General features: G+C 37.1%; 23 protein-coding genes. 7 read left to right on the top strand and 16 right to left on the bottom strand.

Annotated elements, in window-relative coordinates; all coding sequences use genetic code 11:
• Positions 1-2: 2 nt before the first annotated feature.
• The 4 genes from IW492_RS03490 to IW492_RS03505 all read right to left on the bottom strand — a co-directional run bounded on the left by IW492_RS03490 (position 3) and on the right by IW492_RS03505 (position 8,139).
• Positions 3-2,780 carry a DNA methyltransferase gene (locus tag IW492_RS03490; RefSeq protein ID WP_202065239.1) on the bottom strand — a complete coding sequence of 926 codons (2,778 nt, stop codon included), beginning with the start codon at positions 2,778-2,780 and terminating at the stop codon, positions 3-5.
• Between the two features lie 4 nt (positions 2,781-2,784).
• Positions 2,785-6,504, bottom strand: a complete 3,720-nt coding sequence (locus IW492_RS03495; protein WP_202065241.1) for a DUF6079 family protein — start codon at positions 6,502-6,504, stop codon at positions 2,785-2,787.
• Positions 6,505-6,513: 9 nt separating this feature from the next.
• The gene (gene brxF, locus IW492_RS03500; RefSeq protein WP_202065243.1) at positions 6,514-6,939 is read right to left on the bottom strand and encodes a BREX-3 system P-loop-containing protein BrxF; all 426 of its coding nucleotides are present in this window, start codon (positions 6,937-6,939) and stop codon (positions 6,514-6,516) included.
• A 336-nt stretch (positions 6,940-7,275) separates the two neighbouring features.
• Positions 7,276-8,139, bottom strand: coding sequence for a helix-turn-helix domain-containing protein (locus IW492_RS03505; RefSeq protein ID WP_202065245.1), 864 nt, complete (start codon positions 8,137-8,139; stop codon positions 7,276-7,278).
• A 182-nt stretch (positions 8,140-8,321) separates the two neighbouring features.
• On the opposite strand from IW492_RS03505, the gene IW492_RS03510 reads away from it, so the two are divergent.
• The 4 genes from IW492_RS03510 to IW492_RS03525 all read left to right on the top strand — a co-directional run bounded on the left by IW492_RS03510 (position 8,322) and on the right by IW492_RS03525 (position 11,399).
• The gene (locus IW492_RS03510; protein WP_202065246.1) at positions 8,322-8,672 is read left to right on the top strand and encodes a hypothetical protein; all 351 of its coding nucleotides are present in this window, start codon (positions 8,322-8,324) and stop codon (positions 8,670-8,672) included.
• 205 nt (positions 8,673-8,877) lie between these two features.
• Complete coding sequence (locus IW492_RS03515; RefSeq protein ID WP_202065248.1) at positions 8,878-9,723, top strand: rolling circle replication-associated protein; 846 nt, start codon at positions 8,878-8,880, stop codon at positions 9,721-9,723.
• A gap of 39 nt (positions 9,724-9,762) precedes the next feature.
• Positions 9,763-10,038, top strand: coding sequence for a helix-turn-helix transcriptional regulator (locus IW492_RS03520; protein ID WP_095803878.1), 276 nt, complete (start codon positions 9,763-9,765; stop codon positions 10,036-10,038).
• Positions 10,039-10,103: 65 nt separating this feature from the next.
• Positions 10,104-11,399 carry a site-specific integrase gene (locus IW492_RS03525; protein ID WP_202065256.1) on the top strand — a complete coding sequence of 432 codons (1,296 nt, stop codon included), beginning with the start codon at positions 10,104-10,106 and terminating at the stop codon, positions 11,397-11,399.
• A 22-nt stretch (positions 11,400-11,421) separates the two neighbouring features.
• Here the strand turns inward: IW492_RS03525 and rpsI are convergent, their stop codons facing one another.
• From rpsI to IW492_RS03540, 3 genes are all read right to left on the bottom strand, one after another.
• Positions 11,422-11,814: a 30S ribosomal protein S9 gene (gene rpsI / locus IW492_RS03530; protein WP_202065265.1), complete on the bottom strand. Its 393-nt coding sequence runs from the start codon at positions 11,812-11,814 to the stop codon at positions 11,422-11,424.
• A 13-nt stretch (positions 11,815-11,827) separates the two neighbouring features.
• Positions 11,828-12,256 (bottom strand): 50S ribosomal protein L13, encoded by a 429-nt coding sequence (rplM, locus tag IW492_RS03535; protein WP_236671774.1) that lies wholly within the window; start codon positions 12,254-12,256, stop codon positions 11,828-11,830.
• Between the two features lie 393 nt (positions 12,257-12,649).
• Positions 12,650-13,231 (bottom strand): GNAT family N-acetyltransferase, encoded by a 582-nt coding sequence (locus tag IW492_RS03540; protein ID WP_202065276.1) that lies wholly within the window; start codon positions 13,229-13,231, stop codon positions 12,650-12,652.
• Between the two features lie 145 nt (positions 13,232-13,376).
• On the opposite strand from IW492_RS03540, the gene IW492_RS03545 reads away from it, so the two are divergent.
• From IW492_RS03545 to IW492_RS03555, 3 genes are all read left to right on the top strand, one after another.
• Entirely contained in the window at positions 13,377-14,324 is a 948-nt protein-coding gene (locus tag IW492_RS03545; RefSeq protein WP_236671766.1) for an N-acetylmuramoyl-L-alanine amidase, read from the top strand.
• Positions 14,325-14,458: 134 nt separating this feature from the next.
• A complete protein-coding gene (locus IW492_RS03550; RefSeq protein ID WP_202065286.1) occupies positions 14,459-15,388 on the top strand; it encodes a tyrosine-type recombinase/integrase in 930 nt (309 codons plus the stop codon).
• 27 nt (positions 15,389-15,415) lie between these two features.
• Positions 15,416-16,648, top strand: coding sequence for a hypothetical protein (locus IW492_RS03555; RefSeq protein ID WP_202065288.1), 1,233 nt, complete (start codon positions 15,416-15,418; stop codon positions 16,646-16,648).
• Here IW492_RS03555 and IW492_RS03560 read toward each other — a convergent pair.
• The 9 genes from IW492_RS03560 to trpE all read right to left on the bottom strand — a co-directional run bounded on the left by IW492_RS03560 (position 16,626) and on the right by trpE (position 26,226).
• Entirely contained in the window at positions 16,626-18,977 is a 2,352-nt protein-coding gene (locus IW492_RS03560; protein WP_202065290.1) for a tetratricopeptide repeat protein, read from the bottom strand. The genes IW492_RS03555 and IW492_RS03560 overlap by 23 nt on opposite strands.
• 283 nt (positions 18,978-19,260) lie before the next feature.
• Positions 19,261-19,389 carry a hypothetical protein gene (locus IW492_RS18300; protein ID WP_269160909.1) on the bottom strand — a complete coding sequence of 43 codons (129 nt, stop codon included), beginning with the start codon at positions 19,387-19,389 and terminating at the stop codon, positions 19,261-19,263.
• Positions 19,390-19,957: 568 nt separating this feature from the next.
• Positions 19,958-20,725: a tryptophan synthase subunit alpha gene (gene trpA / locus IW492_RS03565; protein ID WP_202065292.1), complete on the bottom strand. Its 768-nt coding sequence runs from the start codon at positions 20,723-20,725 to the stop codon at positions 19,958-19,960.
• Positions 20,722-21,915 carry a tryptophan synthase subunit beta gene (gene trpB, locus IW492_RS03570; RefSeq protein ID WP_202065294.1) on the bottom strand — a complete coding sequence of 398 codons (1,194 nt, stop codon included), beginning with the start codon at positions 21,913-21,915 and terminating at the stop codon, positions 20,722-20,724. Before trpB ends, trpA begins: the two co-directional genes overlap by 4 nt.
• Positions 21,897-22,517 (bottom strand): phosphoribosylanthranilate isomerase, encoded by a 621-nt coding sequence (locus IW492_RS03575; RefSeq protein ID WP_202065295.1) that lies wholly within the window; start codon positions 22,515-22,517, stop codon positions 21,897-21,899. Before IW492_RS03575 ends, trpB begins: the two co-directional genes overlap by 19 nt.
• Positions 22,514-23,278, bottom strand: a complete 765-nt coding sequence (gene trpC, locus IW492_RS03580; protein ID WP_202065615.1) for an indole-3-glycerol phosphate synthase TrpC — start codon at positions 23,276-23,278, stop codon at positions 22,514-22,516. The genes IW492_RS03575 and trpC overlap by 4 nt, the downstream gene beginning before the upstream one ends.
• Positions 23,275-24,288 carry an anthranilate phosphoribosyltransferase gene (gene trpD, locus IW492_RS03585; protein WP_202065297.1) on the bottom strand — a complete coding sequence of 338 codons (1,014 nt, stop codon included), beginning with the start codon at positions 24,286-24,288 and terminating at the stop codon, positions 23,275-23,277. Before trpD ends, trpC begins: the two co-directional genes overlap by 4 nt.
• On the bottom strand, positions 24,272-24,862 hold the full coding sequence (locus tag IW492_RS03590; RefSeq protein WP_202065300.1) for an anthranilate synthase component II: 591 nt from the start codon (positions 24,860-24,862) through the stop codon (positions 24,272-24,274). The genes trpD and IW492_RS03590 overlap by 17 nt, the downstream gene beginning before the upstream one ends.
• Complete coding sequence (gene trpE, locus IW492_RS03595) at positions 24,859-26,226, bottom strand: anthranilate synthase component I (protein ID WP_202065302.1); 1,368 nt, start codon at positions 26,224-26,226, stop codon at positions 24,859-24,861. Before trpE ends, IW492_RS03590 begins: the two co-directional genes overlap by 4 nt.
• Positions 26,227-26,471: the final 245 nt, after the last annotated feature.

A 26,471-nucleotide genomic window follows, 5' to 3' on the forward strand; every position in this document is an offset into this window, starting at 1 on the left:
TGCTACATTTCTACTCGCATTAAAGCATTATCAAAATACATCAGAAGCTTATCGTCTTCTTGAATTACTTTTTCTGGAAGGCGCTCTCCTACTTTTACGATAGTTTGATATTCTTTTTCTGTCCACGCCTTCTTAAAACCAACACGGATTGCTTCTGTACGGAATACTTTTAATTTCTTCTTGCTATTATTGATTTCTTCAAGATAATGGACAAACTCACGCAATAAGTTCTTCTCTCGCAGTTTTTCCAAGTCGGCTTGTTGATTAGGATTTGGCACATACCAACGATTTTTCGCTTTTTCTTTTAACACTTCATCATCTTTGTCTAGCCCACGTAATTCATGATAGTTTTTTGTTAAGTAAGTGCTAATTTGATTGGGAACTGATCCGATTCCATTATAGAACAAAAAATTTTGCTGAAGTAAATCATCTAATTCAGGTAAATCTTCATGTTTTGCAATATTCATAATTTCTTTCATGAACAGAGGTTGTATATCTTGCCTTGTTTGTGGTTTTTTTAATAGTTGCTGCCTAATCCATTCAATAGCACTATTCTCATCAGATACAAACAATGATAATTTAGAAAAGTTTTTAGCCGTTATCCTTTTCTTATCATATTCAACAACCTGAGATTCAAGAAATATCATTCCATCACGTAAAGAGAATCGCCTCACAATTTCCTCCTGAAAATTCAAAGCAGAGATAGGGACAGGCAACCCATTTTGAACATGATAAGCAACCATTCGATCATACAGAATTCTAATAGTTCTTTCTACTATTACCGAAGCATCACCTCGAGTACCTACAAAAACTGGAAGTTTTTTTAAATGCTGTTCAATAAATGTCCAAGCTGATTCTTCGGAATTTCTTTCTGAAATCATTTTATTGACGCTTTCAATCGCTGGTTTATAAGCGGAAATAACTAAATCTTGTTTTACTGCTGTAGTTGTTATCATTGAATGGAAACCACCACGTTTTTTATCCAACGCATCAACACTCGCAATTACAAAACCAGCATTTTGTATGACGAATTGTAGCGCGTTCCATACACTAGCTTTCGTATTAGAAAATTCAACTGTAATCCATTTATTTGGTTTCAAAATTCGAAAAGCTTCATTAAATGCATCACTCATCAATTGAGTATAATCTGACAATCTCTTACCTTGACTTTTATTCTCTATTGCTTCCTTTTTATTATTAGTATATACACCCAACCAAGATTCTCTTATAAAGCTTAACTCTGAATACATAATATTGGCACCAAAAGGAGGGTCAATAAAAATATAATCTATTGAATTATTAGCAATAGGGACTTTTGTACTACTTTGAGTAGAAATTATCGTTCCCGAATAACAATTCCAAGCTTTTACAATCTTCTTTAATTGAAATTCAAACTGAGATAAAACATTATTTTCTACAGATAAAGGCGGAAAGTATAACGCGTTTGCCATTGGTCCCACTAATGCTCTACTACCATGTTGAGGCATATATCTGTTCATTTTGGTAAGCTTAGGAAGAGTACTTCCTAACAAAAACTGTATATCATCAATCATCACGGTATCCTCAACGTCTAAATAATCGTTTAAGATTGATAGGATTCTATCTGTGTATACATGATGGACGTAGGGCATTCCATTCCTGATTGGTTCTGAAGTTTTAATACCATTATTAAACTTTACAACTGGGATTTTATTGTAATTCCCTTGGAATTTAAAATAGTTAATAACTTTAATATCATACCAATCAGGGGACTTGTTGTATCTTTTTTTATTCACCGAATAATTGATTTTAACTGGTACCATCTTTGGTTGTAGCACTAGCTTATTAATCACTGGATCTAAGTGGCTTTCCATTGCCTTATCCAAATTTTTCTTTTCACTTCTTGCTCCGCAATGAGCACAAGTCAACACGCTCTCTACTTTTTTCTCATCTCTTGAAACAGCGACATCCCAGTAATTTATCTCGCTAGTACAGGAATTACAAATATACACTTCGCTCCATACAATATAATTAATTTCACCAAAATTTTCTTTATTTTCTTCATAAAATCGCCTTAAATTTGTATCGTTTTTTATCATACGAGAACCTTCGCAAATTGTTGAAAATGCCCAATCATATTTTTCTCTCAATTTTTTTAGTCTTTTCAACAAATAACGAGCTGATATTTCTGATTTTCCTTTTTTATTATAATTATGAGAAATAAATGTTGCTGCGGGTGCTAAGTCAATCAACATTGCTTTTCTGTAACCAACACTACTCTCGCAAAAATCATCTCCCATTAAATCTCTTACAGTTTCCTTATTATCACACATTTCAGCTGCAACACCTGTCATTCCGGATCCACAAAATCCGTCAAAAACTATATCTCCAGGATTCGTATAATAAAGCATATATCTCATAATTGCCTTATAAGGAACTTTAGTATGATAACTATGCGCATTATAGATTGGATCATTTTTACCTTCACTAACATCGACTGCTAACGGGTATTCAACGTCCTTTGTATAATTCTTATCAGTCTTCCAGTCGGAAAAAAAAGAACTTAACCATGGATTGGGACAAATTGTATAATATGGTGGATCAGATAACGAAATAATATCTTCGTCGCTACCAATTGGAAAGCCTTCAATTTTCTTCAACTCAGGAAGTTTTTTTCTCAGCTCCTCCCGGAAATACTCTCGACGAGCATCATCATTTTCAAATTCCATCCCGAGAACTGTCACTCTTTTATTTTCCTTTTGTTCAGAATCAAAAGACAATTGTTCATTTTCTAATGACATCTACTCACCTCTTAAACATAATTCTAACTTTATTTTTCTCTTTGCCTTCAGTTAGCTCTGCAATCAATTGACGGATACGTCCTTCTAGTTCATTAACTGACATTGGACTACCATCTCCCATCGCTTTAACCAGCTCCGCTTCAGTTATTTCGACCTTCTCAAAGCCTTTAAACAAATTATTTATGGTATTCAAGAATTGAGGACTAACCGGAAATGTTAATTCTTTTGTAGCAATGAATTGATTAATTTCTACTTTTTCTTCATTATTCAAGAGTTCCCGATTCTCAACAATGTCTCCCTGTTGTAAGCTACTTACAAGAATCTCCATCCAATTTTCATAAATTCTAGTTAATTTTTCTTTACCATTAGATACAACCAATTTAGAATTCCGATCAGTTTTTCCAATTTCGAAATTACAATGAATACATGTCGGATGCTGTTCTAGTTCAGCTTTTGTTAGTGAAAAACAAGCTCTTGTAGCACGTAGCTCTTGGACCCAATCAATAAGCTGTTGACCCGGAAGAATGTCGATATTGGCCTTTAGTGTAGCTAATACATCTGCCTCAACTGAATTAAGTAGCGCATCACGATTAATTTCCTCTTTACTTGTTAATCGCGATTTCTGATGAATATCATAATATTCATCTATATAGTGCTCTTTAATTTCTTTCAAGTCATCCATTTGCGACTTGAATCCAGCACCTTTCTTCACGGCTTCAACGACAGCATTAATCGCTTCTTGGGCATTCTTTGTCCAATCACTCTCAAGGCCATAGTTGTAAGTAGCCTGTGTAATGTATGTCACTAGTGTACCGACTTCGTCAACGTCTTTCTTCATCTGTTCAATTGAATCAATTAATTTCTTGTTTTCTTCTTGTTCTGAGATTTCAGTAACGCTAGCCGAAAAGTTTTTCATTTTAGCAACGGTATTATACCGTTGGACTTTTTCACAAAAGTCTTTATAAGAAGTGAGTCTCATAATTGTATCTTGTCGAGTATTTGCATCCATAACTTCTGTGCCGCCAATAGAAAAACCTTTCTTGACCATCTCAATAGTATTTAAGGTATGACTCACTTCTTCAATTGACTTGCTGCTAAGGCGCCTAATATATCCTTCTAGAATCTTTTCATCAAAGTTTGGGGCGTACTCATCAAATAGATTTAGTACTGCATTGATTTCATTAATTGGAAGACCAGATGGCTTTTTGATATAGTCGAAATTAGACAATATCTCGATATTTTCGGCAGCAAACTCTCGATAGTTCATTGCTGTATAATTCGTTCCAGCTACGCTTATCTCTAATTTCCCTGCATAAAGAAGCGCACCAATAACGACAACAACTAGTTCAGGCTCTAATTTAAACTCTTTTGAAAGTCGTCTATCACCTGTACCGCGTAAGGCGTCTTGGTCGTATATTTCTTTATTGTTAACCACCTTGCCGTTTCCTTTTTCTTCTAGCATTTCCAAAATCCAACGTGAAAAGCCAGAATTAGAAATGGATTCTGCAGTAACTTTCCCAGTGCTATCTTCCATAACCAAGCCATTGAGTAAGGCTTCACCAGTTTTTGTTGAACGTCCATTTAAGAATTGCAAAGCATCACTTGCGGAAGTTTTGATATTATCATTTGTTAGATATCCTGGCTTATATTCTTTAAAGGTTGGATAATCTGGGTATTTCTCTTGAAAGGCATCATTCAAGAACTCTGCAGAAGCATAGTTTACCATTGCTTTCAAAGTATCTTCTTGTGGAAGGAACATTCCAAAATCAGAAAGATATCCTTCTTTACCTTTATAAACCACCTTGAATACATCTACAAAATGTTCGAACAGCCATTTATTCAATTGCTTATAGTAGCTATCATACTTAGCTTTAAATAAAGGTTTTTGCGCTTGTGTTGTTTCAATGTACTGTTCTTTTGCTGCAGCATATTTTCGCAATGTCTTTTCAAAGTAATCGTCTTCTAAATTAAGTTTGAAGAAGACTTCATCCGAGCGCTTCTCATCTTTATAGTTTACGGTATTAAATGGTCGTAACATGTAAATGTAAAAATCTCTCTCTGGTTGCGCTGTAGATCGCTCATTGGGAGAACCCAAGAAAAGATATCCTTTTCGCATTACTCGGCGTTGTTCCCAAGGAAGCTCATATGACCAAATCTTATAACCAGAAATATAAGTAAGATCATCCAAAGCAATCGCATTTTGTAATAAATCAAAATAGTAGCGGTCCATTGTGTCTGCTTCAATAATTTCAGCACGATCTGCAATCAGACTATCTACATCAATATCTTTTTTCAAATCTAGATAATATTGTGCATTGACTTCATTTACTGAAATATATTGATAGCTGACGGTTTCCATAATTGTCTTAATAGCCACATCTATATTTGTTTTCAAAAATCCCGCAGGATCAGGATCTTCAAGCAGCATATCCATCTGACCAGGAATTGTTAGAAAAAGGTCATCTTTCAATTCATCAGAAGTCATCCCTACCTTAGAATAGATATCATCAGTAGTTAGACGATTCAATGCCATAGCATTCACTATACGAATAGACATTTTTTGATAGCGTCTTTTTGTTGAAGGAAAGGCACTATTTATTCTATCCTTCAAAATTGATACTTTATCCATCACTTCTCGAACTTCAGGAATTGTCTTGTAAGATGGGTCTTCCTCAATGTAAGCCCAATAACTATCATAGGAAACTAATCCTGGATCATCTATCGGTACGTCGTCATTAATAATCTTCTTCATCTCATTGGTGATGGTTTTCAATGCTATCCGTTTTTCAATATTATGAACATTCTCAAATGTCGATAAATATGCAGGATGAATTGGAAACAGCTCAACATATGTTTCCATATTCTCACTTAGTCGGTCGTAGAGCTTAGAAAACTCCGTTAAATGTTCACGAATTTTAGCTTTTTGTAAATCATTTTTCTTAAGTAAACGTTGTGAAATAACATAGGCAATATCTTCTTTAACAATACGTACTTGCTCGAAGCGTTCCTTTACCCGTCGCAGTGGATCCGCCACATAATAAAAACGCGGGTTATCGAATAACATCTCCTGAATCCCAGCCATAAACCTAAACCGGCTATCATACGCTACTTCACCTAACTCACGTAAGAACCCTAAATCCAATGTCATTTCTAACTCTTTACGTGAACGAAGATAATCCAGAAGTTCATCGACGACTACTAATAACCCTTTTTCTGGATATTTTGTATTGAAGGCATCCATCATTTCCAGTAGCCATTCTTTATTATTGGTTAACTTCGAATCATCTTCTGGAAATTCAAAGTTGACATCCATTTCAATAAAGCCTTTTTCGAGTTGTGAAATAATAATATCTTTGAACGGGCGATCCACTCCACCAATTTCAAACCGGATTACCTTGAATTGTCCTTCAATTTGTTTAGCGTGCTCAGCTACTTCTTTGTTTGCAATATGCTTACTAGCACCTTCATACTCAGCAATTGTTGAGATTACTGACATTAAATGAGACTTACCTGAGCCATAGTTACCCACAACCAATAATCCCTTGTTGTCTTCCGGTCTAGTGTATTGTAGTTGCTTAAAAATAATTTCATTAATTGTTTCTGCCATGCGATCTGAGATTACGTATGTATCCAACAGGTGCATTGCCTTTTCTGTTGAATTTGCATCTGTTAATTGGATGACTGAATCAATTGGTTCAAAATTTACTAATTCTTTATACAGCATTTTCTTCTCCTATCCAAAAAATAATTGATCTTCTCTCATTTCAATACGGCGGTATTCCTTGTGCCCAGGTTTTGCATATATGAGAGTGGTCCCTTCAATATCATAATGCCATGCAATCAAAACAACTTTTATCTTACTTAATTCTAGCAATAGATCCATAAAATTGACACCTAATTCTGGATTCATTATCAATTCAAAGTTATCAAACAGAACAACTTCTTCTGAAGATTGTTCTATTATTCCTTTGATAAAATCAGAAGCAATCAGATACCAACTTCGCCGACTCTTTTTCAGAAGTAATTCACTTAAAGGTAGATTCAAATTTACGAATTCCACTCTACCCGTATTAATTTCTTTATCTTGGCTAGATACTACTACTCCTAACTTCTGGTATTGTTTTTTCAAATGAGAAATAAACATCCATATATCATCCATTATCTATGATCTCCTTTTGAGCAAACTGGTGTATTTATGAATATTTTAATAGACAAAGACGAAACAATATCCGCAATATTTCAAAACAACCTGATTGATTTTCGATAATATAAAATAATATCTTATCGTCTTTTCGCAATTAAAAAACTGAAATATACTTATGTTAACTATCAGTGATTATACCATGCAAATTTGAGCATATAATTTTTTTGAAATAATCTAACCGGGAATAGTAAGTCAATTTATATCTTCTCGATAGTATAGCCTTATCCGTTGTCGGTTCAGCCTCAATTGATTACCTAGCGACATACCATCAACCCCTAATTTCAATTAATTTTACTTTTCAAACCAATCCTCAAGCTGATCAGCACTAATTCTATTGGACAGATTAATTAACGCTGGTCTTAACGTCTGAATCGTTTCTACTAACTCTTCCCCACCAAACAATCCTGTAAATGTCCTATCTGTCAACTCTTTAGACAAATGATTAAGTAACTGAATGGTCTGCTGATTGTCAGAAAGTATATTGATCAATTTCCCAATCAAATATTTATCTTCAAATTTACTATTTGCAAAAAAATCAAATTTCGCAACCTCTTCTTTTACTACTTTTATCATATCATCTTTTTTTTCATAATTAAATTCGCCTGCCACATCCAGATATTCGATGATACCGTTCGTAATAACGGTGACTGCTTCATCTTTCTTCTGTTTAGATAAATCATCGGCAATCGGTAAATTGTTTATCTTATCATGTACCATTTTTTGAATTTCTTCTTTAATGACGTCTTGCTGCAGTTCATAAAAATAATCATCCATGAACTCCTCACATGGATAACCAACTTCATTTTCCCATGCCGGATTCTTAAATTCCCCAGTGTAAAACTCTTCTTTGATTGCTTTCACAACTTCTGGATGTTCTTGCACAATCCTGTTCTGCCCTTTTAACCGCAAGTAGTCCGCAATATATTCTTCAATATCGCCAAAGTAAAACCAGCCTACTGGTTTCCCACTAATACTCGATAATTGGTTAATAACAATTTCCGGGGCTAAGGCATAGCCTTGAACATAGGAACTGATTGTTGGTTTCTTTATCCCCAAGCGATTTCCTAACTCTGTAAAGGACAAATTCATACTCTCTTTGATTTCTTTGATTCGTTGTCCTACCTTCACTTTATCCGGTTGTAATAAACCAAACATAGATTACTTCCTCCTTGTCATTTTTACTTATTATATCACTTGTATAAAATTTCGTATATATTTTTTCGCTAATTCTCTTGACTTCGTATAAACAAACGTATAAAATACAAATCATAGATGGCCGTCTATATTTTTTTAAACCAATCGTATAAATTATCGTATATCTAAAAAGGAGGACTATTATGCCAATTAAAATCAACGATCTTACCTTACCAAAAGAAAAACTCGAAAAAGAATATCAAGTTGTCAATATTACTCGCTGGCAAAAAGATGGAGAAATTCTAGGTTGGAGTTATGAATGTATCCTACCAAAACTCCGCTACGAAAAAATCAATGTCAAAGTCAAATCTGAAAATCCTATAATCACTCTGGAAGAGCTTACCCAACAAGGTTTAGCCATGGTTACATTTGCCAATTTAGTGATTGCACCTTGGGGTCGCTCTAACGGTCAATTTGTCAGCTATGGTTTATCAGCCACGGCAGATGCGGCAACCTTGATTCCGAAAAAACAAGGTAACCCTACGCAAAACTAATTTTCCTATGGGTTTGTTGGGTGGTTAGGACGAAACGGCGAGGCAGCGCCCACAGAGCCGTTTCTGTCCGTTAAAACCGCCCAATAAACACATAGGCTGGAAGGACTGCTTTGCAGGACTTCCCCTTAACTTGATTTATAGAACAACATCAGGCGAAAAATGATGGTTCTTTGACAACTGAATACACATCAAGGAGTGATGATTTTTGAAAGCTTATAATCAGAAAATCATTGAAACTCCCACGTACCTTGAAATTTATGATTATGAAGCAATCATTACTCCTAAACAAAAAGCAGGAAATATTGAAATCAATCCAAAACGAAAAAAAGAATTAGCTTGGCTTTATGAAGAAGAAAATCCAACTAGCGATAAAAGAAAAAACTATGATGAACTATCTGCTCAAGGGCAATACGACAGCTTAAAACGAAAACAAAAATACTATCAAAATATGCGCTTTGAAATCGCCAGACTCGTGGATATGAACTTTGACAATCAGACAAAATTTTTAACCCTCACTTTCAGAGAAAACATTCAAGACATTGCCTATGCGAATAATGAATTCAAAAAATTTATCAAACGACTAAACTACGAACTCTATCACACAAAAAAAGCAAACCTGAAATACCTTGCCACGTGGGAAAAACAAGAACGAGGCGCCATCCATTATCACATCATCCTGTTTGACTTTCCTTTTATCTCTATCAATCGCCTTACTACCATCTGGGGACATGGATTTGTCAAAATCAACAAGATTGATGTGGATAGCATCGAAAATCGCGGGCGCTATATCAGTAAATATTTTGAGAAGGACTTGGATATGAAAGAGCATAAGAAAAAAGCATTCTTCAAATCCCGCAACCTCAAAGTACCCAGCGTCACAAAGCAACTCGTGGATCAACCTTTTGACATCACAAATCAAGAGGTACTTTATACCAATGAGTATCTCGTAAGACGTCCAATATTTTACAGTGCGATAAATGAAGGTGGAACTCCTGAACAAGTGATGGATTTTCAAGAAAGCACTGTTCACTATACCAAGATAAAAAAATAATTCATTATTCCCTACGCAAAATTCAAAGGAAGTGAGAATATGACCGAAATGAAAATTTTACTCAGCGATGATCAGATGGGAATCATTTCTACTCAACTATCTGATTTAATCACAACTGAAATCGAAAAAATTAAGACACAGGAAAACCTGCAACATCGCTATATGAATAAGAAGCAGACTTGTAACTATTTACAAGTTTCCAATAATACGTTAGATGGCTGGATTAAAGATGGCTTGCCCCTTATTCAAATCCACGGATCAAATAGATTTGACCGTATCGCCATTGATCAATGGCTAGCAAGCCTAGCAAAATAATTCCGACATCGTTATACTCCATATATAGTATTTGATTTCGGCTCGCAAATTCGGAGGGAAATACTATGGCAATTAGCAAAACAGAAAATGAGACTTACCGTTTACGGCTTTACTATCCACAAGATATCCAAGAGATGATAGGTGTAAACAAACTTTATTCCAAAACTTTCAAAACTAGAAAGGAGGCAAAAGAAGCAGAAATTGATTTTTATGCCAAAATTAAAGAGCTACGGGAAAACAAAGAAAAGAATGCTTTTGAACTAGGTGGCGAAGCACTGTTCAAAGATTTCTATGAAGATATCTGGATTGATGCTTATACAGCTGGCTTAACTTCTCGAAACACAAAGTCTCCTACTCCTGTCACAATCGCGAATACAAAAGATATTTTTCGACTTCACATCTTACCAATGTTTGGAAAATACACATTGAACTATCTGAATCAAAACAAAGCCTTTGTTCTAAAAATTATGACTCAAAAGGCTGCCGAATACGCAAACTTCAAAATACTACGTAGCTACGTTAATTCTATTTTTGATTGGGCAGAAGAGCTTGAATACATCGAACGGAATAAACTAGAAAAATCGCTCAAACGGATCAACGCTACTAAGAAAAACCAACTGCAAGAAGCTAAAAAAGAAGAAGACTTGTACCTTTCCTTTGAACAACTTCAAGAATGGCTAACTGCCGTCCAAAGTGATTATGAAAGTGGGCAATTGACTTTACAGGACTATGTATTATTTCTAACCACCTTCTTTTTGTCTGATCGCAAATCAGAAACTTACGCCATCAAATGGAAGAACGTGAATTTCACTACTTCCCAGATTATGATTGGCAAAGCCTTGGATAAATTCGGCAATGAAAAAAGCACAAAAGGGAATAAAACGACAATTTTCCATATTCCGAATGAACTAAAGCAATTACTTCAACAGTGGAAAGTCCAACAAAAAGAAGAACTAGCTCAATTTGAAATCGAACAAACCGAAGAGCAGCTACTCTTTACCTTCTTTGATGATAAAGGGAATATCAATCAAAGACTTCATACAGATTATTTGAACTACCGTATGAAATCCATTGAGCGACGACATAAGCACCTTACCCATGCGACTCCACACAAGTTACGACATACTGGGGCAACTTTAGCCAAACAAGCTGGTGTCGCTCTAGAACAGATTTCTGAAGCATTGACTCACAGCGATACAAACATCACAAGAACTTATGTAAATACACCAAATGTGATTCAAATGCCTATTGGAGAAATTGCCTATCGTAAATTGTCTCAAAAAGAGTCAGACCGGAATGGTGTCAACAATGGTGTCAACTCAAAAAAAGACGCTTCGCAAAATGAATTACGAAACGCCTGAAAGTACTGATATGAAGCTGTTTTTAACGTTTAGAGAATTGTGAAGCTTTACGAGCTTTCTTAAGACCTGGTTTTTTACGTTCAACCATACGTGCGTCACGAGTAAGTAACCCAGCGCGTTTCAGAGCTGAACGGAAGTCAGGATCTACTTCCAACAATGCACGAGCGATTCCGTGACGGATCGCACCTGATTGTCCAGCGTATCCTCCACCGTTTACGTTTACGATTACATCGTAAGCGCCTTTTGTTTCAGTAACGCCGAATGGCTGATTGATTACTTCACGCAAGTCAGCGTGTGGAATATATTCTTCAACATCTTTTTTGTTTACAGTAATTTTACCAGTTCCTGGTACTAAACGTACGCGGGCAACTGCATTTTTACGACGGCCAGTGCCGATATATTGAACTTGTGCCAATGAATTTCCCTCCTTAAATTAGGTTTGTAATATCTAATACTTCTGGTTGTTGTGCAGCATGTGGATGCTCAGCTTCGCCGTATACGTGTAACTTAGTAAGCTGCTTGCGGCCTAAAGTGTTTTTAGGAAGCATGCCTTTTACTGAATTTTCGATCAAGCGACGAGAATTTTTCTCACGCAGTTCTCCAGCAGTAACAGATTTCAAACCGCCTGGGTATTGGCTGTGACGATAGTAAATTTTATCAGAAGCTTTATTACCAGTTAATTTAATTTTGTCAGCATTGATGACAATTACAAAATCTCCAGTATCCACATGTGGTGTGAATGTTGGTTTATTTTTTCCACGTAGTATAGATGCTACAACTGTTGAAAGGCGTCCCATAGGAACATCAGTTGCGTCTACTACATACCATTTACGTTCTACTTCGCCAGCTTTGGCCATATATGTTGTACGCACGTTTCTTTCCTCCAATTTTCGTTTCGATGTTTGACATACACTTGAGTTTCCGGGGCTCTTGTGGGGCAAACAATACCATTTAACATAATACCTTCTATTCCCTGCAATGTCAATGAATTTATGCAGTTTTCTCACCTTTTTTCAATGATTTTTTGCCCAATTTTCACTGTTTTACAAGTTTTCCTTTCTATTCTGACTTTTCTAAAAAGAAACTAATGATCCATCTATCAACAGAATTTTTACATCTCCGATTATTCCGACATTGCTTACTTTTCTTTTATTATTATAACAGTCCTTTTCTTAATGTCAGCAGGCTTCCTGAGCTGAAAACCACAAATATTTTTTGTCATTTAAACAGCTATTTTCAATTTATTACTATCAATATTTCCCTGATTCTTTGTTCTTTTCCCAGTCTTCAATTGTTAATCCTTTAATAATATCCGTCACTATTTTATCTTTATCAATTCTGGATTTTGGTAATCGTCCTTCTTTTTTCATCCCGATTTTATCCAACACTCGCCCTGAGTTGTGATTTGTTTCATCATATTTAGCAAAGATTCGTTGAAGCTGCAGTTTTTCAAAACCAAATGCCATTAAAAGAATACAAGCTTCCGGCACCAGTCCCTGTCCCCAGAACTTTTTATTTAATGTATAACCAATTTCCGCATTCTTGTTCAGCATATCTACCCGCAGATCAATTGAGCCGATCATTTTTCTATTTTTCTTCAACTCAATCGCATACTTGCCTAATGGATCAGCAATAAAATAATTTGCAATGACTACTTTTGTTTCTGTAAAATCTCTATGGGTAGGAAAAACATACTTGGTATTTTCTTCGTCTGACGCATATTCATGCATATCTCCCGCATCGCTCATGGAAAGCGGGCGCAACAATAACCGTTTACTTTCCAACTGCTGATTTTCAGCTAAAATCAATTTATACTCTAATGTCGCTTCCATTTCATCTTCCCAACTTTCATTTGTTTTATGTCTACTTTAGCGAAATGAGTGCTAAACCTCAAGCGTTGTTCTCCATTATTTTAAGTCATCTTTAAGCTTAACCAAGTATCTTTAATTTATCCCACAGAATGAAGAGGTTCCATCGATGAAGAAAAAATACCTAAATACCTTATTCTTACTAGTAGTTTTATTGAGTGTCAGTTCTGCTTTCTACTATCTGAGATTACAGTCCCCGATAATAAAAAGCAGCGCTGCCAGTCAGGAAACAGCTTTTGAGGTAACACAAACTCAACTGGCCGCTGCCAAAACTTCTGCTAATCAAACGATGATCACCGCTGTGCAGATGGGACCTGAGGATAGTCCATTATACAGCCAGCCCGACAGCAGCAGTGAAGAAATTGCTCTAGTTACTCGAGGCGAGTATATGGAATACTTGGATACTGAAAACGGCTGGTATCACGTGATTGTCAACAATGAATATGAAGGCTATGTTTCCAGCTTATACAGCGAAAAATATTCAATAAATATGCCAGTCACACCTACTTCTCCGGAAGGTGCCGTTGTTGTTCTGAATCCCGGCCATGGTGGTGAGGATACTGGTGCGCTTAGTAACGATGAGTATTATTATGAAAAAGACGTTACCCTTTCTACCGCTCAGGTGATTCAGGAAACACTTGAGACAGCCGGATTTACGGTCATTTTGACTAGAGATTCAGATATTACCGAATCACTGGATGATATTTGTGCGGACAGTATTGATAATCATGCTGATTTTTTTATCAGTCTTCACTATGATTCAACGGAATATATGAATGATGCTTCTGGAACTACAACCTACTACTATTACAATACCTATAAAGAACTGGCGGAAACAGTAAATGACGCCTTAGCTTCTACACTTCCACTGGAAAATCGCGGCGTTGAAGTCGGAAATTATCAGGTTCTACGTGAAAATACCCGTCCATCACTGCTTTTAGAGCTGGGTTACATGAACAATGACTACGATCAGTGGACCTTTATGACAGAAAGCTATCAACAGCAGGTAGCTGATGCTTTATTGGAAGCTCTGACAGAATATATCCAAGCGGCATAACCTAGGCAAACCAATTAAAATTACGCTATCCTTCGCCTTTAATTTGAAAAATAAAGGTAAGACACATTTCATATACAGTATTTCTCCATGACTTTTGATTATACTTATCAATAAAAAGTTATGGAGGTTTTTTTATGGAACAATGGATTTCAAAATTTTTAACATACAAAGGAACATATCACAATCTGTCTTCACGAACAATCAAAGCATATAAATCAGATCTTTATCTTTTAAATGACTACTGTACCCTGCAAAATATCGAATTGACGGACGGTATCCTCCCCTTTATCAATGAGCTCAATCATGAGAAAAAACTAAAAGCAACCTCCTTAAAAAGGAAATTAATCACTTACCGCATGTTCTATAGATACTTGTTAAATAATCAAGTAGTTGTGAAAAACCAGCAGTTTGAAGGAGCACGTTTAAGTTATCCTATTCCAAAAAAGATGCCAAAAACTCTAAAAATTACAGAAATCAATCATCTTTTATCAACAATGTATGAGCGAATACATAACCCGACAGTCAGCTCTTATCAAAAAGGGAACTGCATACGGGATACTGCACTCTTGGAACTGCTGATTTCAACAGGTATTCGCATCAGCGAAGCTAGCAATATCCAGCTAAATGATTACGATCAATCTGATCACTCACTTTTAATCCATGGAAAAAATCGAAAAGAGCGGTTAATCTACCTTTCCAGCAACGAAGCAGCAGAAGCCATCGCAGCCTATTTAAAAATCAGAGACAGGTTCCATCCTAAAGACAACAGTCTTTTCGTCAATAAATATGGAAAGCAGCTTTCTATCTATGGCATTGAAGATATTTTTTCAAAATACTTAAGGCTGGCAAATATCGAAAGTACCGCAACACCTCATTATCTACGACACACTTTTGCAACCGAACTATTAAACAATGGTGCCAACATAAGAGAAGTACAGGAGCTGCTGGGACACTCCAGCATCGTAACCACTCAGATTTATACAGAAGTATCGCTAAAACGAAAACGACATGTGCTGGATACCTATAATTACCGAAATTCAATGAACATAAAAACCTCCAAATAACTATAAATTATTTGGAGGTTTTAGGTCATGCTAGAAAAGCTAGAAGGATACCAACAATTTAAAAAAATTAATCATCAATTTACACAAAGTAAGCAAAAGACACTACCACTCTGTGCAGCTGAAAATAGAATCTCTGCTTTCGCAAAATTACCTTTGTCAAGCGATTACCAAGAACGCTATATAATGGATGGCTTATTAAATTTTAATCCCCAGAATAATTTCATTGGGAGTTCTTATTTGCATGAAATCTATCAATTAATAAATTACCAATGTAAGAAGCTTTACTCATGCAACTATGCGGATGCTAGAACTTTATCAGGAATGAACTGTGTGACTAGCTTGTTAATGTCTATTACTACACTCGGAGATAAAATAATGGTTTCAGATAGTTCTAATGGAGGACATCAGTCTATGAAAATTGTTTGTGAGCGCTTGGGTTTGGAAATCATAGATATGCCTTATGATTATGAAAGCTTCAATCTTGATTATGACAAAATTTATGATCTTTTAAAAGAAAATGAAATCAAGTTTTTCTTATTTGCACCCTCAGATATTATCTTCCCACCTGATTTTAGCCGGTTAAAATTACCTGAGCATGCACTCTTTTTATATGATGCTAGTCAAACATTAGGATTGATTGCTGGTAAACAATTACCAAACCCACTCAACAGCATTGAAAATCTTGTCTTATTTGGCGGAACCCATAAAACAATTCCAGGCCCCGCAAAAGGTCTAATCATGACTAATAATAAAGAAATTGCAAAACAAATTGACGAAACAATTAGTCCTAAGTATGTAAGACATACACAAATGCATCAAGTTGTAAGCTTACTTTTTTCATTATTTGAATTAGAAGTGTTTGGGGAATCTTATTCTGTAAAAATTCTTGATTATGCTAATAGATTAGCCAGAGGTTTAGCGTCATGCGGCTTTACTATTCCACAAATCAATAACGAGTATACTAAAACACATCAGGTCTTTATTCAAACATCTGAAGCTGAAATGAATACAATCTACAAAAATGCTTTTTTAAACGAGGTCACTCTTAACAAAAAAAGTAAAAAATTATTTCATAATCATGGTATTCGTTTAGGTACACAAGAAATAGCCCGATTAGCTTGGAACCAAGATCCTATTGAAAACACTATTCAAATTATTTTATCTTTGCTTGCTGACCCAACGATTACGAAGAAACTGATGAAACAATTAACTATTCCTTCTGAATTGAATTTCACTTTTAAAACAAGGGGAGAATTCTAGGAAATTCCTTTTTGAAATTAATTAAACAGTCTTTTAGTTCTTGAACATGTTGAAAACCTAGTTGGAATCGAAGTGAGCCATCTCCATATCTACATAAATTTTCACAAACAAATAAAGATTCAAGTTGACTTTCTTTATTTGCATGATAGAAAAATTCATTTGCTTCTAACTCTGCTGCTAACATTCCCAGTAAAGAATAAAGCTGGATATTTTTATCACCATTGTATTCTGAAGAATTATAGCTTTGTCGGAAACATTCAACTGCATTTTGAAAGTTTTTCTCTCTTCGAAGGATTTCACCTTTTTCAAAATACAAATTAAATCTTAAACGTTCCATACTTTGTTCATATTTATCTATAGTAGTTTGAATCAATTGATATGCTTCATCGAATTTTCCTGATAAGCTTAATTCAATCGCTTGATATTTATTCGTTGATAAGCGAGAGGCATCACTTTTTGTTTTTTTCTCACATTTTCTCACTGCATTATTAATTATATCCCTATTATAGGGAGCTTCAAATCCTTTATAGACAAAAATACTATTCTTTTCATTCAAGCATTTTACATAAATATCCCAACAGTTCTCAATATTTTCTCGGCATAATTCGATCGCTTGATCGTAATAATAGAGGGCATTCTCAAAGTCCCCCGTATGTCTATGAATATGAGCCAATCCCCAAATAGCTTTCGCAAGATTTTGAGGTGTTTCTTGCGAAGCATGTGAATCGATCATTTGTTGAAAATAATTTCCCGCTAATTCATACTCATTTTGAAGATGAGCAAGATTAGCCTGTGTAAAGTGAAGATCAAAACTATTTTTTGTAATATTTTCAGGTCTAATATTAATATACTTTTTAGAAAATTCATTAGTGAATAATTCATGTGCTTGTTGATAATTCCCTGCACCAATCAATCCATTTAGAACGTAATATAAAACTTTTTCTAATATCTCATTATCATATAAATATTTTAGAAAACTTGGGCTAAACTCCATGATTTTATATATTTTTAATGTAACAGTATTGTTCTCAGCTTTTCTATAATTTTCAAGTAAACTTATGGCTGACTTATGGTACTTCTTTACAAATAACTGGTGTATTGCAATATCTTCTTTGAGATGAATTTCTTTTTCTTCATACTTCTTAACAATAATCTCTTGCCTGCTTTTTAAATCAGAAAAAGTTGTGTCATATAAAATAGAACGGACTTTATCTGAAATATGAAAAGTATTGGGTACATCTGCTTTTGAGACAAATCCAAGTGTTACTAACTCTTCTAGAAATTTATGGATATTTGGATGATTATTCGGGCACAAATTATTTATTTCATAAAGGCTGATTTTTTCTCGAGAAAAAGATAATGCTAAACAGATATGAAAAATATCTCGTAAATTTTCATTTCTTTCTAAACGTTGGTCAAAGTATTTCATCATTGTTGGACTTAAATCAGATGTATCTAATTGTTGAGTTTTATCTTCTATTATAATATTTTTGACAATCTCCAAAAGTTCTAAATTCCCTTCTGTTAAGTCATAAATTTTTTTAGTATAACTGTCTGACAAATGAGTTAAAGAATGCTTATTAAAAAATATTTGTGTATCATTTATATCAAACTTTTCTAGTTGTTTTTCTTTTGTATTATTTTTTTTATAAGGAGCTAATGTACTAGAATAGACTAAAAAGAAAACAATTTTTTGTTTTTTGATATTACTCTTTAAATACATGAATAACTCAAATAAATCATTAGCTAAATAGTTCTCATCAATATTTTCGAAAATAAATACCACTGTTTTCCATCTTTTAGTTTGCCTATAAATGTATTTCGCCATTTCATTCTGTGCAATTGTTTTTGATAGGAGGTCTTCTTTGACTTGGAGTCGTTCTAAAATATCCATATAAATATCATTAATATCTTTCGAATTACAACTAAATTTAAAAGAAACACTCTTCGGAATAACGTAGTTAGAAAAATACTCATTTATAAAGTTTGTTGATTGCTCATCTAGCCTCTTTTTAGGAGTGTTTAGCAACCAATTTAGCACTTCCATGAATTCACTTTTACCGATGCCGGCATCACCAATAATTGAAAATATTTCACCATTTTCAGATTTACTAATATCCTCTAAAATTCCATGTATTTGCTTTTTTCTATCTGTGAAATAAGAGATTTTAGGATATTTTTCGTATTTCATTATATGTTTGTATTTTTTTTTTCTCTTTATATAAGCAAATAAAAAAATTACCGTAGTAAAAAAACCACCTAAAACTACAGTCAGCGACTCCAGTGAACTAATATTGATTTTTTCGATTAATTTAAAAATTCTATCCAAGGAATAAACCTCCAAATAATTTATAGTTATTTGTATATTATTATACCTGAGAATCGGCAGTTTAAAAACAGTAATTCTTAACATATAACAAGAAAATAATTCCCTTTTAAAAATTCATATCTACAACAAAACCAAATTCTATTTCTTTTAGAATAAATTTTCGATAAAAACAGCTGGTTATTCTATATTAACTCCTAGCCAAAAAGTTAGATTTTTGCTCGAACTTGGGATAGATGCTTTATTCACTTTATCCCCTCCTAACTCCCAGGATTACTTCGCTTTCTCACTCATTCTCCCTCTGTGTCATATCATTCGCATCTGTTGCTTTCGTTGCATTATCGGTTATTCCTGAATACCCTGTTAAAAATAAAGCTGCTACTGCCATCCTTATAAAATATTTTTTCAATTTCATTTTTTTCCCCTCTTCAACTGTGGTAGTTCAAAAGTTACTAACTAAAATGAACCCACTCCCTGATGTTACTGGGGTTTTCGGCACTTTTTGTCTCTCTCCCCTGTTATCTTAGTGGGTGAAGCGAACACTTTATAATGAGCATCATTGAGCTAAAGCTGCTGTTCTGATACGCTTTCTTCCTGCACTTCTTAACGTCAGAACGCTCAATGATGGAGGCTCGTTATCAAGTACACCAGTTCTTTAGCTGGTTCTTTTCATAGATTCTTTTGAACTACCTCAACTGTTTTGTCGACAACCGGCAATGAAGTAGGCCTATGTCTTCCTTCAAAAAAATAAAAACCTAATTACACTGATTTCAAAAAAATCAGCGTAATTAGGTTAGGTTTAGCTTGTCTCAAACGATCACTATCCTGTTGTTTAACTAAATGTATTATAATGCTTAGATTTCAGAGTGGAAAACCTTTCCCTGTAATTAAAATAATATTTAGTCTTTCATTAAAATCAAAATAGTTTCATTTCTATACAAAAGAACCGACTAATACTTCTGCCTTACTTATTCGGAGTAAGCCTAAACTGTCGAAAGCTCTTCAACAAAGGCAGAGACTTCTGCCTGTTTTCCTTCCTGCAGCAGCTTAACAATTTTACTGCCGACAATCACGCCCGCACAGCTTTTTCTAAAGCGTTGGACATGTTCTGCAGAAGAAACACCAAAACCCACCAGAACCGGCTTATCGCTGACACTTTGAATATAGGCCAAATGCTCATCCAGCTCTTCCTGATAATTCCGGCCGACTCCTGTCACACCATTTACTGCCACAGCATAGATAAATCCTTCTCCTTCATCGGTCAGCAACTTAATGCGGTCCCTCGGCGTTGTCAAGGCTACCAGAGGAATCAGCGAAATGTCAGTGTCTGTCAGTAAAGGCGTCAGATAATCGCTATGTTCAAATGGCAGATCAGGAATAATCAGTCCTTTGACAGGCGTTTCCTTTAGCTCTTCAACAAATTGTTCCAATCCTAATGAATACAATGGATTAAAATAACTCATAATGACTAAAGGAATCTCTGTTTCAACCGTTTTAAGCAGCTGCAAAATGTCCCGCAACGTTACTTGCCGCCTCAATGCTTCCAGTCCTGCCTCCTGGATTACCGGACCATCTGCGACCGGATCAGAAAATGGGATACCCAACTCAATTGCACTGGCTCCTGCTTTCTCCAGCATTTTGATTTCCCCAGCCAGGTTTTCCAGTCCCTGTGCGCCTGCCATTATATAGGGAACGACAATCGTCTGATTGTTCTCCTGCTTTTCTTTCAATACTTTAGTCAACGTTTTCATTGTTCCGCCCCTTTCTCCATCAGTTCCTTGATCTGCTGAACATCCTTATCACCCCGTCCAGACAGACAGACGATAATTTGCTTATCCAGTCCAAGTTCTTTCGCAACCTTTACCGCATGGCTGATTGCATGAGAGCTTTCCAGTGCTGGAATAATTCCTTCGGTACGACAAAGCAAATGGAAAGCCTCCAACGCTTCTTCATCAGTTGCAAAAGCATATTCTGCCCGACCAGATTCATCAAGATAACAATGCTCCGGTCCCAGCCCCGGATAATCAAGTCCAGCTGAAATTGAAAAAGCCTCTTGAACCTGTCCAGCTTCATCCTGCAAAAGCTTCATCATCGCACCATGAAGAATACCTGTCCGTCCCCTTGTAATCGTCGCTGCATGTGCGCCGGTTTCCAGCCCCAGACCAGCTGCTTCAACACCGATCAGCCGAACCTCATCATTGATAAACGGATAGAAAATCCCCATTGCATTACTTCCGCCCCCGACACAAGCAACCACTGCATCCGGCAATTTTCCTTCCACATCTAAAATCTGGCGTCGGGCCTCCTGACCAATCACGCTTTGATAATCTCGGACAATCTCCGGAAACGGATGCGGTCCCAGAACCGAGCCCATCACATAATGCGTATCCTCCACATTTGCCACCCAGTAGCGAAGCGCTTCATTCACCGCATCCTTCAGCGTCTTACTTCCAGAGGTTACACTCTCCACTTTAGTTCCCAGAAGCTCCATCCTAAACACATTTAATGACTGACGAGCTGCATCCACTGCCCCCATAAACACCGTACACTCCATACCGAACAATGCCGCAACCGTTGCAGTCGCCACCCCATGCTGTCCGGCACCGGTCTCTGCCACAATCCTATTTTTCCCCATCTTTTTCGCCAGCAAAATCTGCCCGATCGTATTATTAATTTTATGCGCTCCCGTATGATTTAGATCCTCACGCTTTAAATAGATTTTGGCTCCCCCAACATGTTCCGTCAGCCGCTGTGCATAATAGAGCGGATTCTCTCTGCCCACATACTGCTTTAAGTAATAGTCCAGCTCCTTCTGAAACGCCTCATCTTTCTTTGAAGCTTCGTAAACTTCCTCCAGCTCATTTATTGCATACATTAACGTTTCCGGCACAAACTGGCCGCCGTAATTTCCATAAAATCCTTTTACCGGTTGTTGATACATGGTGTATCCTCCTTCGCTTTTTTCAAAAATTCTCTAATTTTTGCTATATCCTTTTCCCCGTCCTTCTCCACGCCGCTGGAAACATCGACCGCGTAAGGACTAAAATAGGCTTTTGCCTGCTGAACATTCTCACTTGTCAGACCGCCGGCAATAAAAACCTTCTTATCTGAAAATAATGCAAGGTCCAATTCTTCCCAGTTAAAAGTTTCACCGTTGCCCCCCGCATATTGTTTTACCGGTGCATCAAACAGCAGGTAATCGCCACGACACATTTGCTCGAAGATTTGCGGCTCTGTTTGTCTGCCGACAGAGCCCGCCAAAATACAGGGAACAGAAAACGTTCCTTCTGGATACTCTCCATGAATTTGCACTATATCCAATCCGGCGGTTTTAATTGTTTCCTCCACCTCTTCTATTTTCGGAGAAACAAAAACACCGACTTTTCGAACCGTGTGCGGCACATCCATTGTTATCTGCCGCACCTGTTCAGCCGAGACCCGTCGCTTACTTTCAGCAAATACAAATCCGATATAATCTGCTCCTCCATCTACTGCTGCCATCACTGCTTCCTTTGTTTTCAATCCGCAGATTTTTACTTTCATCTCATCACCTGCAGTTCTCTGACCTTCTCCTGAGAGTCAGCTGCCTTCATTAATGTTTCTCCAACTAAAATCCCTTGATAATGCTGAGCGATTTTTTCTACTTGTTCACCTGTTTCAAAACCGGATTCACTGATATAAACTGCTTTTGTTGTCTGCTTTTTTCCAAGCTCAATACTGGTCCCAACAGACACCTCAAAGGTTTTTAAATTCCGATTATTCACACCGATCAATGGTACCCCAAGTTTTTCAGCAATCGCCAGCTCCGCCAGATTATGTACTTCCACCAGCACTTCCAGACCCAACTTCTGTGCCTTTTCAAGTAATTGCTTCAGATGCTCTTCCGTTAAAGCTGCCACAATCAACAGCACCATCGTCGCTCCGGCATTTCTCGCTCGAATCAGCTGCTTTTCATCAATAATAAAATCCTTGCAGAGAACAGGAACGCTCACTGCCTCGGCAACTTCCCTCAATATATCAATTGAGCCCTTAAAAAATACCTCATCCGTCAGAACAGAAATCGCTGAAACTCCTGCTTTTTCATAGTCTTTTGCCTGCTTCACACTATCTACATTCAGATTGATTATACCTTTAGATGGAGATGCCCGTTTGATTTCACCAATCACATGTATATGCTCCGGGTGGTTTTTGACTCGTGCATCAAATGACTCTGTCACTCTAAGAGGCTGCAGATTTTCCAGCTCCATCCCGGAAACTTCTTTCTCTTTTTCCAGCAAAATCTTTTCCAAAAAATCCATATTTATGCGACCTCCTTCTGTACACGAATAAATTCCTGCAGCTTGTCCATTGCCGCACCAGACTGAATGCATTGTTTTGCCAATTCGATTCCTTTTTCAATTGTTCCTGTTTTCCCATTGCTGAAAAAGCCCAGTCCAGCATTTAGAATCACTGTATCCAGATAGGCACTGGACTGATTTTTCAAGACCCTATATAGAATTTCTGTATTTTTCTGAGCATCCCCGCCTTGTATTCCTTCAAGTGGAACACGCTTGAACCCCAGTTCCTCCGGTTCAATTCTCCGAAGCTGAATCTGACCATTTTCCAGCAGCGCATAATGAGTGGTCCCGGCCAATGAGGCTTCATCCAGCCGCCCGCCGCCATTCACTACCACTGCCCGCTTTCTTCCCAGAGAACCCAATGTTTTTGCTGTTTCTTCGAGCAGGTCCAGCCGATACGTTCCCATCAGCTGTGTCTCAAGTGCCACTGGATTTGTTAACGGACCGATTAAATTCAAAATAGTTGGTGTTCCAAGCTCTTTACGAACCTTCATTACATAGCGCATATTCGGATGCATATTCGGTGCAAATAAGAAAGCCAGTCCCACTTCATCCAATAAAAAACTAATTTTCTCCGACGAAAGAGCAATATCCACACCCAGACATTCAAAAATATCTGCACTGCCCGAACAACTGGAAATACTTCGATTGCCGTGCTTCGCCACGGTTACTCCTCCGGCAGCCAGTACGAAAGCAGCTGTCGTGCTGATATTAAAACTCCCTGACTGATCACCGCCAGTTCCGCAGTTATCCATCACATTTTCTTTCTGACTTTGAATTTTACGTGCTTTGCTTTGAATTGTTTCAGCGATCCCAGCCATTTCTTCTGCTGTTTCACCTTTACACTTCAAGGCAGTTAAAAATGCCGCCAGTTGGCTGTCTGTCAATCGTCCTTCAAAAATTTCCTCTGCAACAGTTTTCATCTCATTCTTTGTTAAATGCTGTTTCTGATATATTTTTTCAAATAATTCGTTCATTTTCGTTTCCTCCACATAATTGAATAAATTTTTGTACCATGAGACTGCCTTCTTTTGTTCCTATCGACTCCGGATGAAATTGAAGCCCGAACACTGGATATTTTCTATGCTCAATGCCCATAATTTCTCCATCTTCCTCTGAATAAGCAGTGATTTCAAACGCTTCTGAAACCATTTGTTGCTTGATAACCAGCGAATGGTAGCGAATCACTTCAAACGAGTCGGATAATCCACGAAACAGCTGCCCGCCCTCTTGATTTACTATAGAAGCTTTTCCATGATAGATTTCCTGAGCCTGCTGGATGGTTTCACCAAAAGCAAAGCCAATCGCCTGATGCCCCAAACAAATACCCAGGATCGGTTTTTCTTTATAAAAATGCTGAATCACAGCGACACTTTCGCCAGCCTCCTCCGGTGTTCCCGGCCCCGGGGAAATAATAATACCGTCAGCAAGAGCTGCCTCTTCCATCAAGGTCGGATGATCATTTCTGAGAATTTTTATCTCAGCCGACTGCCCTGCCAACTGAACGAGGTTGTATGTAAATGAGTCATAGTTGTCAATCAGTAAAATCATTTGCCCACCTCCAATAATGCTTTAGCTTTTTGCAGTGTTTCTTCATATTCTTTTTCCGGCTCCGAATCATACACAATTCCGGCTCCTGCTTGTACATAGGCCTTTCTCTTATGGATCACCATAGTTCGAATCGCTATGGCAAAATCAGCCTGATCATTTTTAGATAGATAACCGACTGCCCCGGCATAGATTCCTCTTTTGACAGGCTCTAATTCATAAATCCTTTTCATAGCCCGGATCTTCGGTGCTCCGCTGACTGTTCCAGCCGGCAGTGTCGCTTTCAAAGCATCCATCGCTGTCACACCCTGCTTCATTTTTCCAGTGACTACGGATACGATATGCATCACAAACCGGTATTTTTCAACCGTCATATAAAGAGGGACTTCCACCGTTCCCTGTTCGCTGATCTTGCCGATATCATTTCTGCCCAGATCAATCAGCATTAAATGCTCTGCCCGCTCCTTCTCGTCTTGAAGAAGCTCCATTTCCAATCGTTTATCTTCTTCGACGGTGTCGCCTCTTTTGCGTGTTCCCGCAATCGGATTCGTTGTAGCTGTACCATTCCTGGCACTGACCAGCCGTTCCGGTGAAGAGCCGATAATAAAGGTTTCCCCAAAATCAATAAAGTAAAGATACGAGGAGGGGTTTTCAACTCGCAGCCGCCGATAATAATCAAAGGGTTCATTATGACACATTGCCGTCAGCCGCTGAGAAGGAACCATCTGAAACATATCTCCTTTTGTAATGTATCCTTTGACTTTTTTGACCGTCTCTTGAAAGGCCTCTTTTGTAAAATTGCTAGTATAGCTCATCTTCTGTAATTGAACTTCTTTCGTTTCTGCCTCACTCGGAAGCTGCAGGTCTTTCACTATTTGTTCAAGTGCCGCCTCCAGTTGCTCAGGTGTTCTTTTGGAGTAACTATCTGATTCAACCAGACACAGACACTCATTCAAATGATCAAAGATCAGAAAAGAATCAAACAGATAAAAATGAACATCTGGAAGCCCTAGTTCATCCGGGGGAATTCGCCCTAGCTCCTCATAATTGGTAACGACATCGTAGCCGACATAGCCCAAGCCACCGCCGTGGAACGGAAGCTTTTCATCTTCATCCTCTGATATCAGAATGTACTTCTCTAATTCTTTCAGCGGGTCCGTCACCTGATATGGAGAACTACCAGTAATGGAAAATTGCTGACCTCTGACCGTCATTTCTTTAACCGGATTCCACGCAATAATCGTGTGCCGCCCCTGCTCTTTATCTCTGGGAATACTTTCCAGCATACACTTATTCTTTCCCTGAATTCGTAGAAACGCTGAAACAGCTGTTAAATGATCCGCCTGTAATTTTTTAGTTTTCTGCATCTTCTTTTTCCTCCTTCTTTCCGTTCATCTATTCGATCCAAACTGAATGCTTCCTGGGATATTCAATCGCTTCAAAGGTTTCACAGTATCTGTACCGAACAATGCAAAAAGCCCTCAGAAAACAAACCTGCTGTTTTCTGAGGGCGAATAATATTCATCCACGGTACCACCTCACTGAAAAGAATTTTATCAATCCTGTGAACGACCCGAAAAAACAAAAAACCCCCAAACCATAAAAAAACTAT

This window comes from Enterococcus sp. BWB1-3, assembly GCF_016745275.1.
GTDB lineage: Bacteria > Bacillota > Bacilli > Lactobacillales > Enterococcaceae > Enterococcus_L.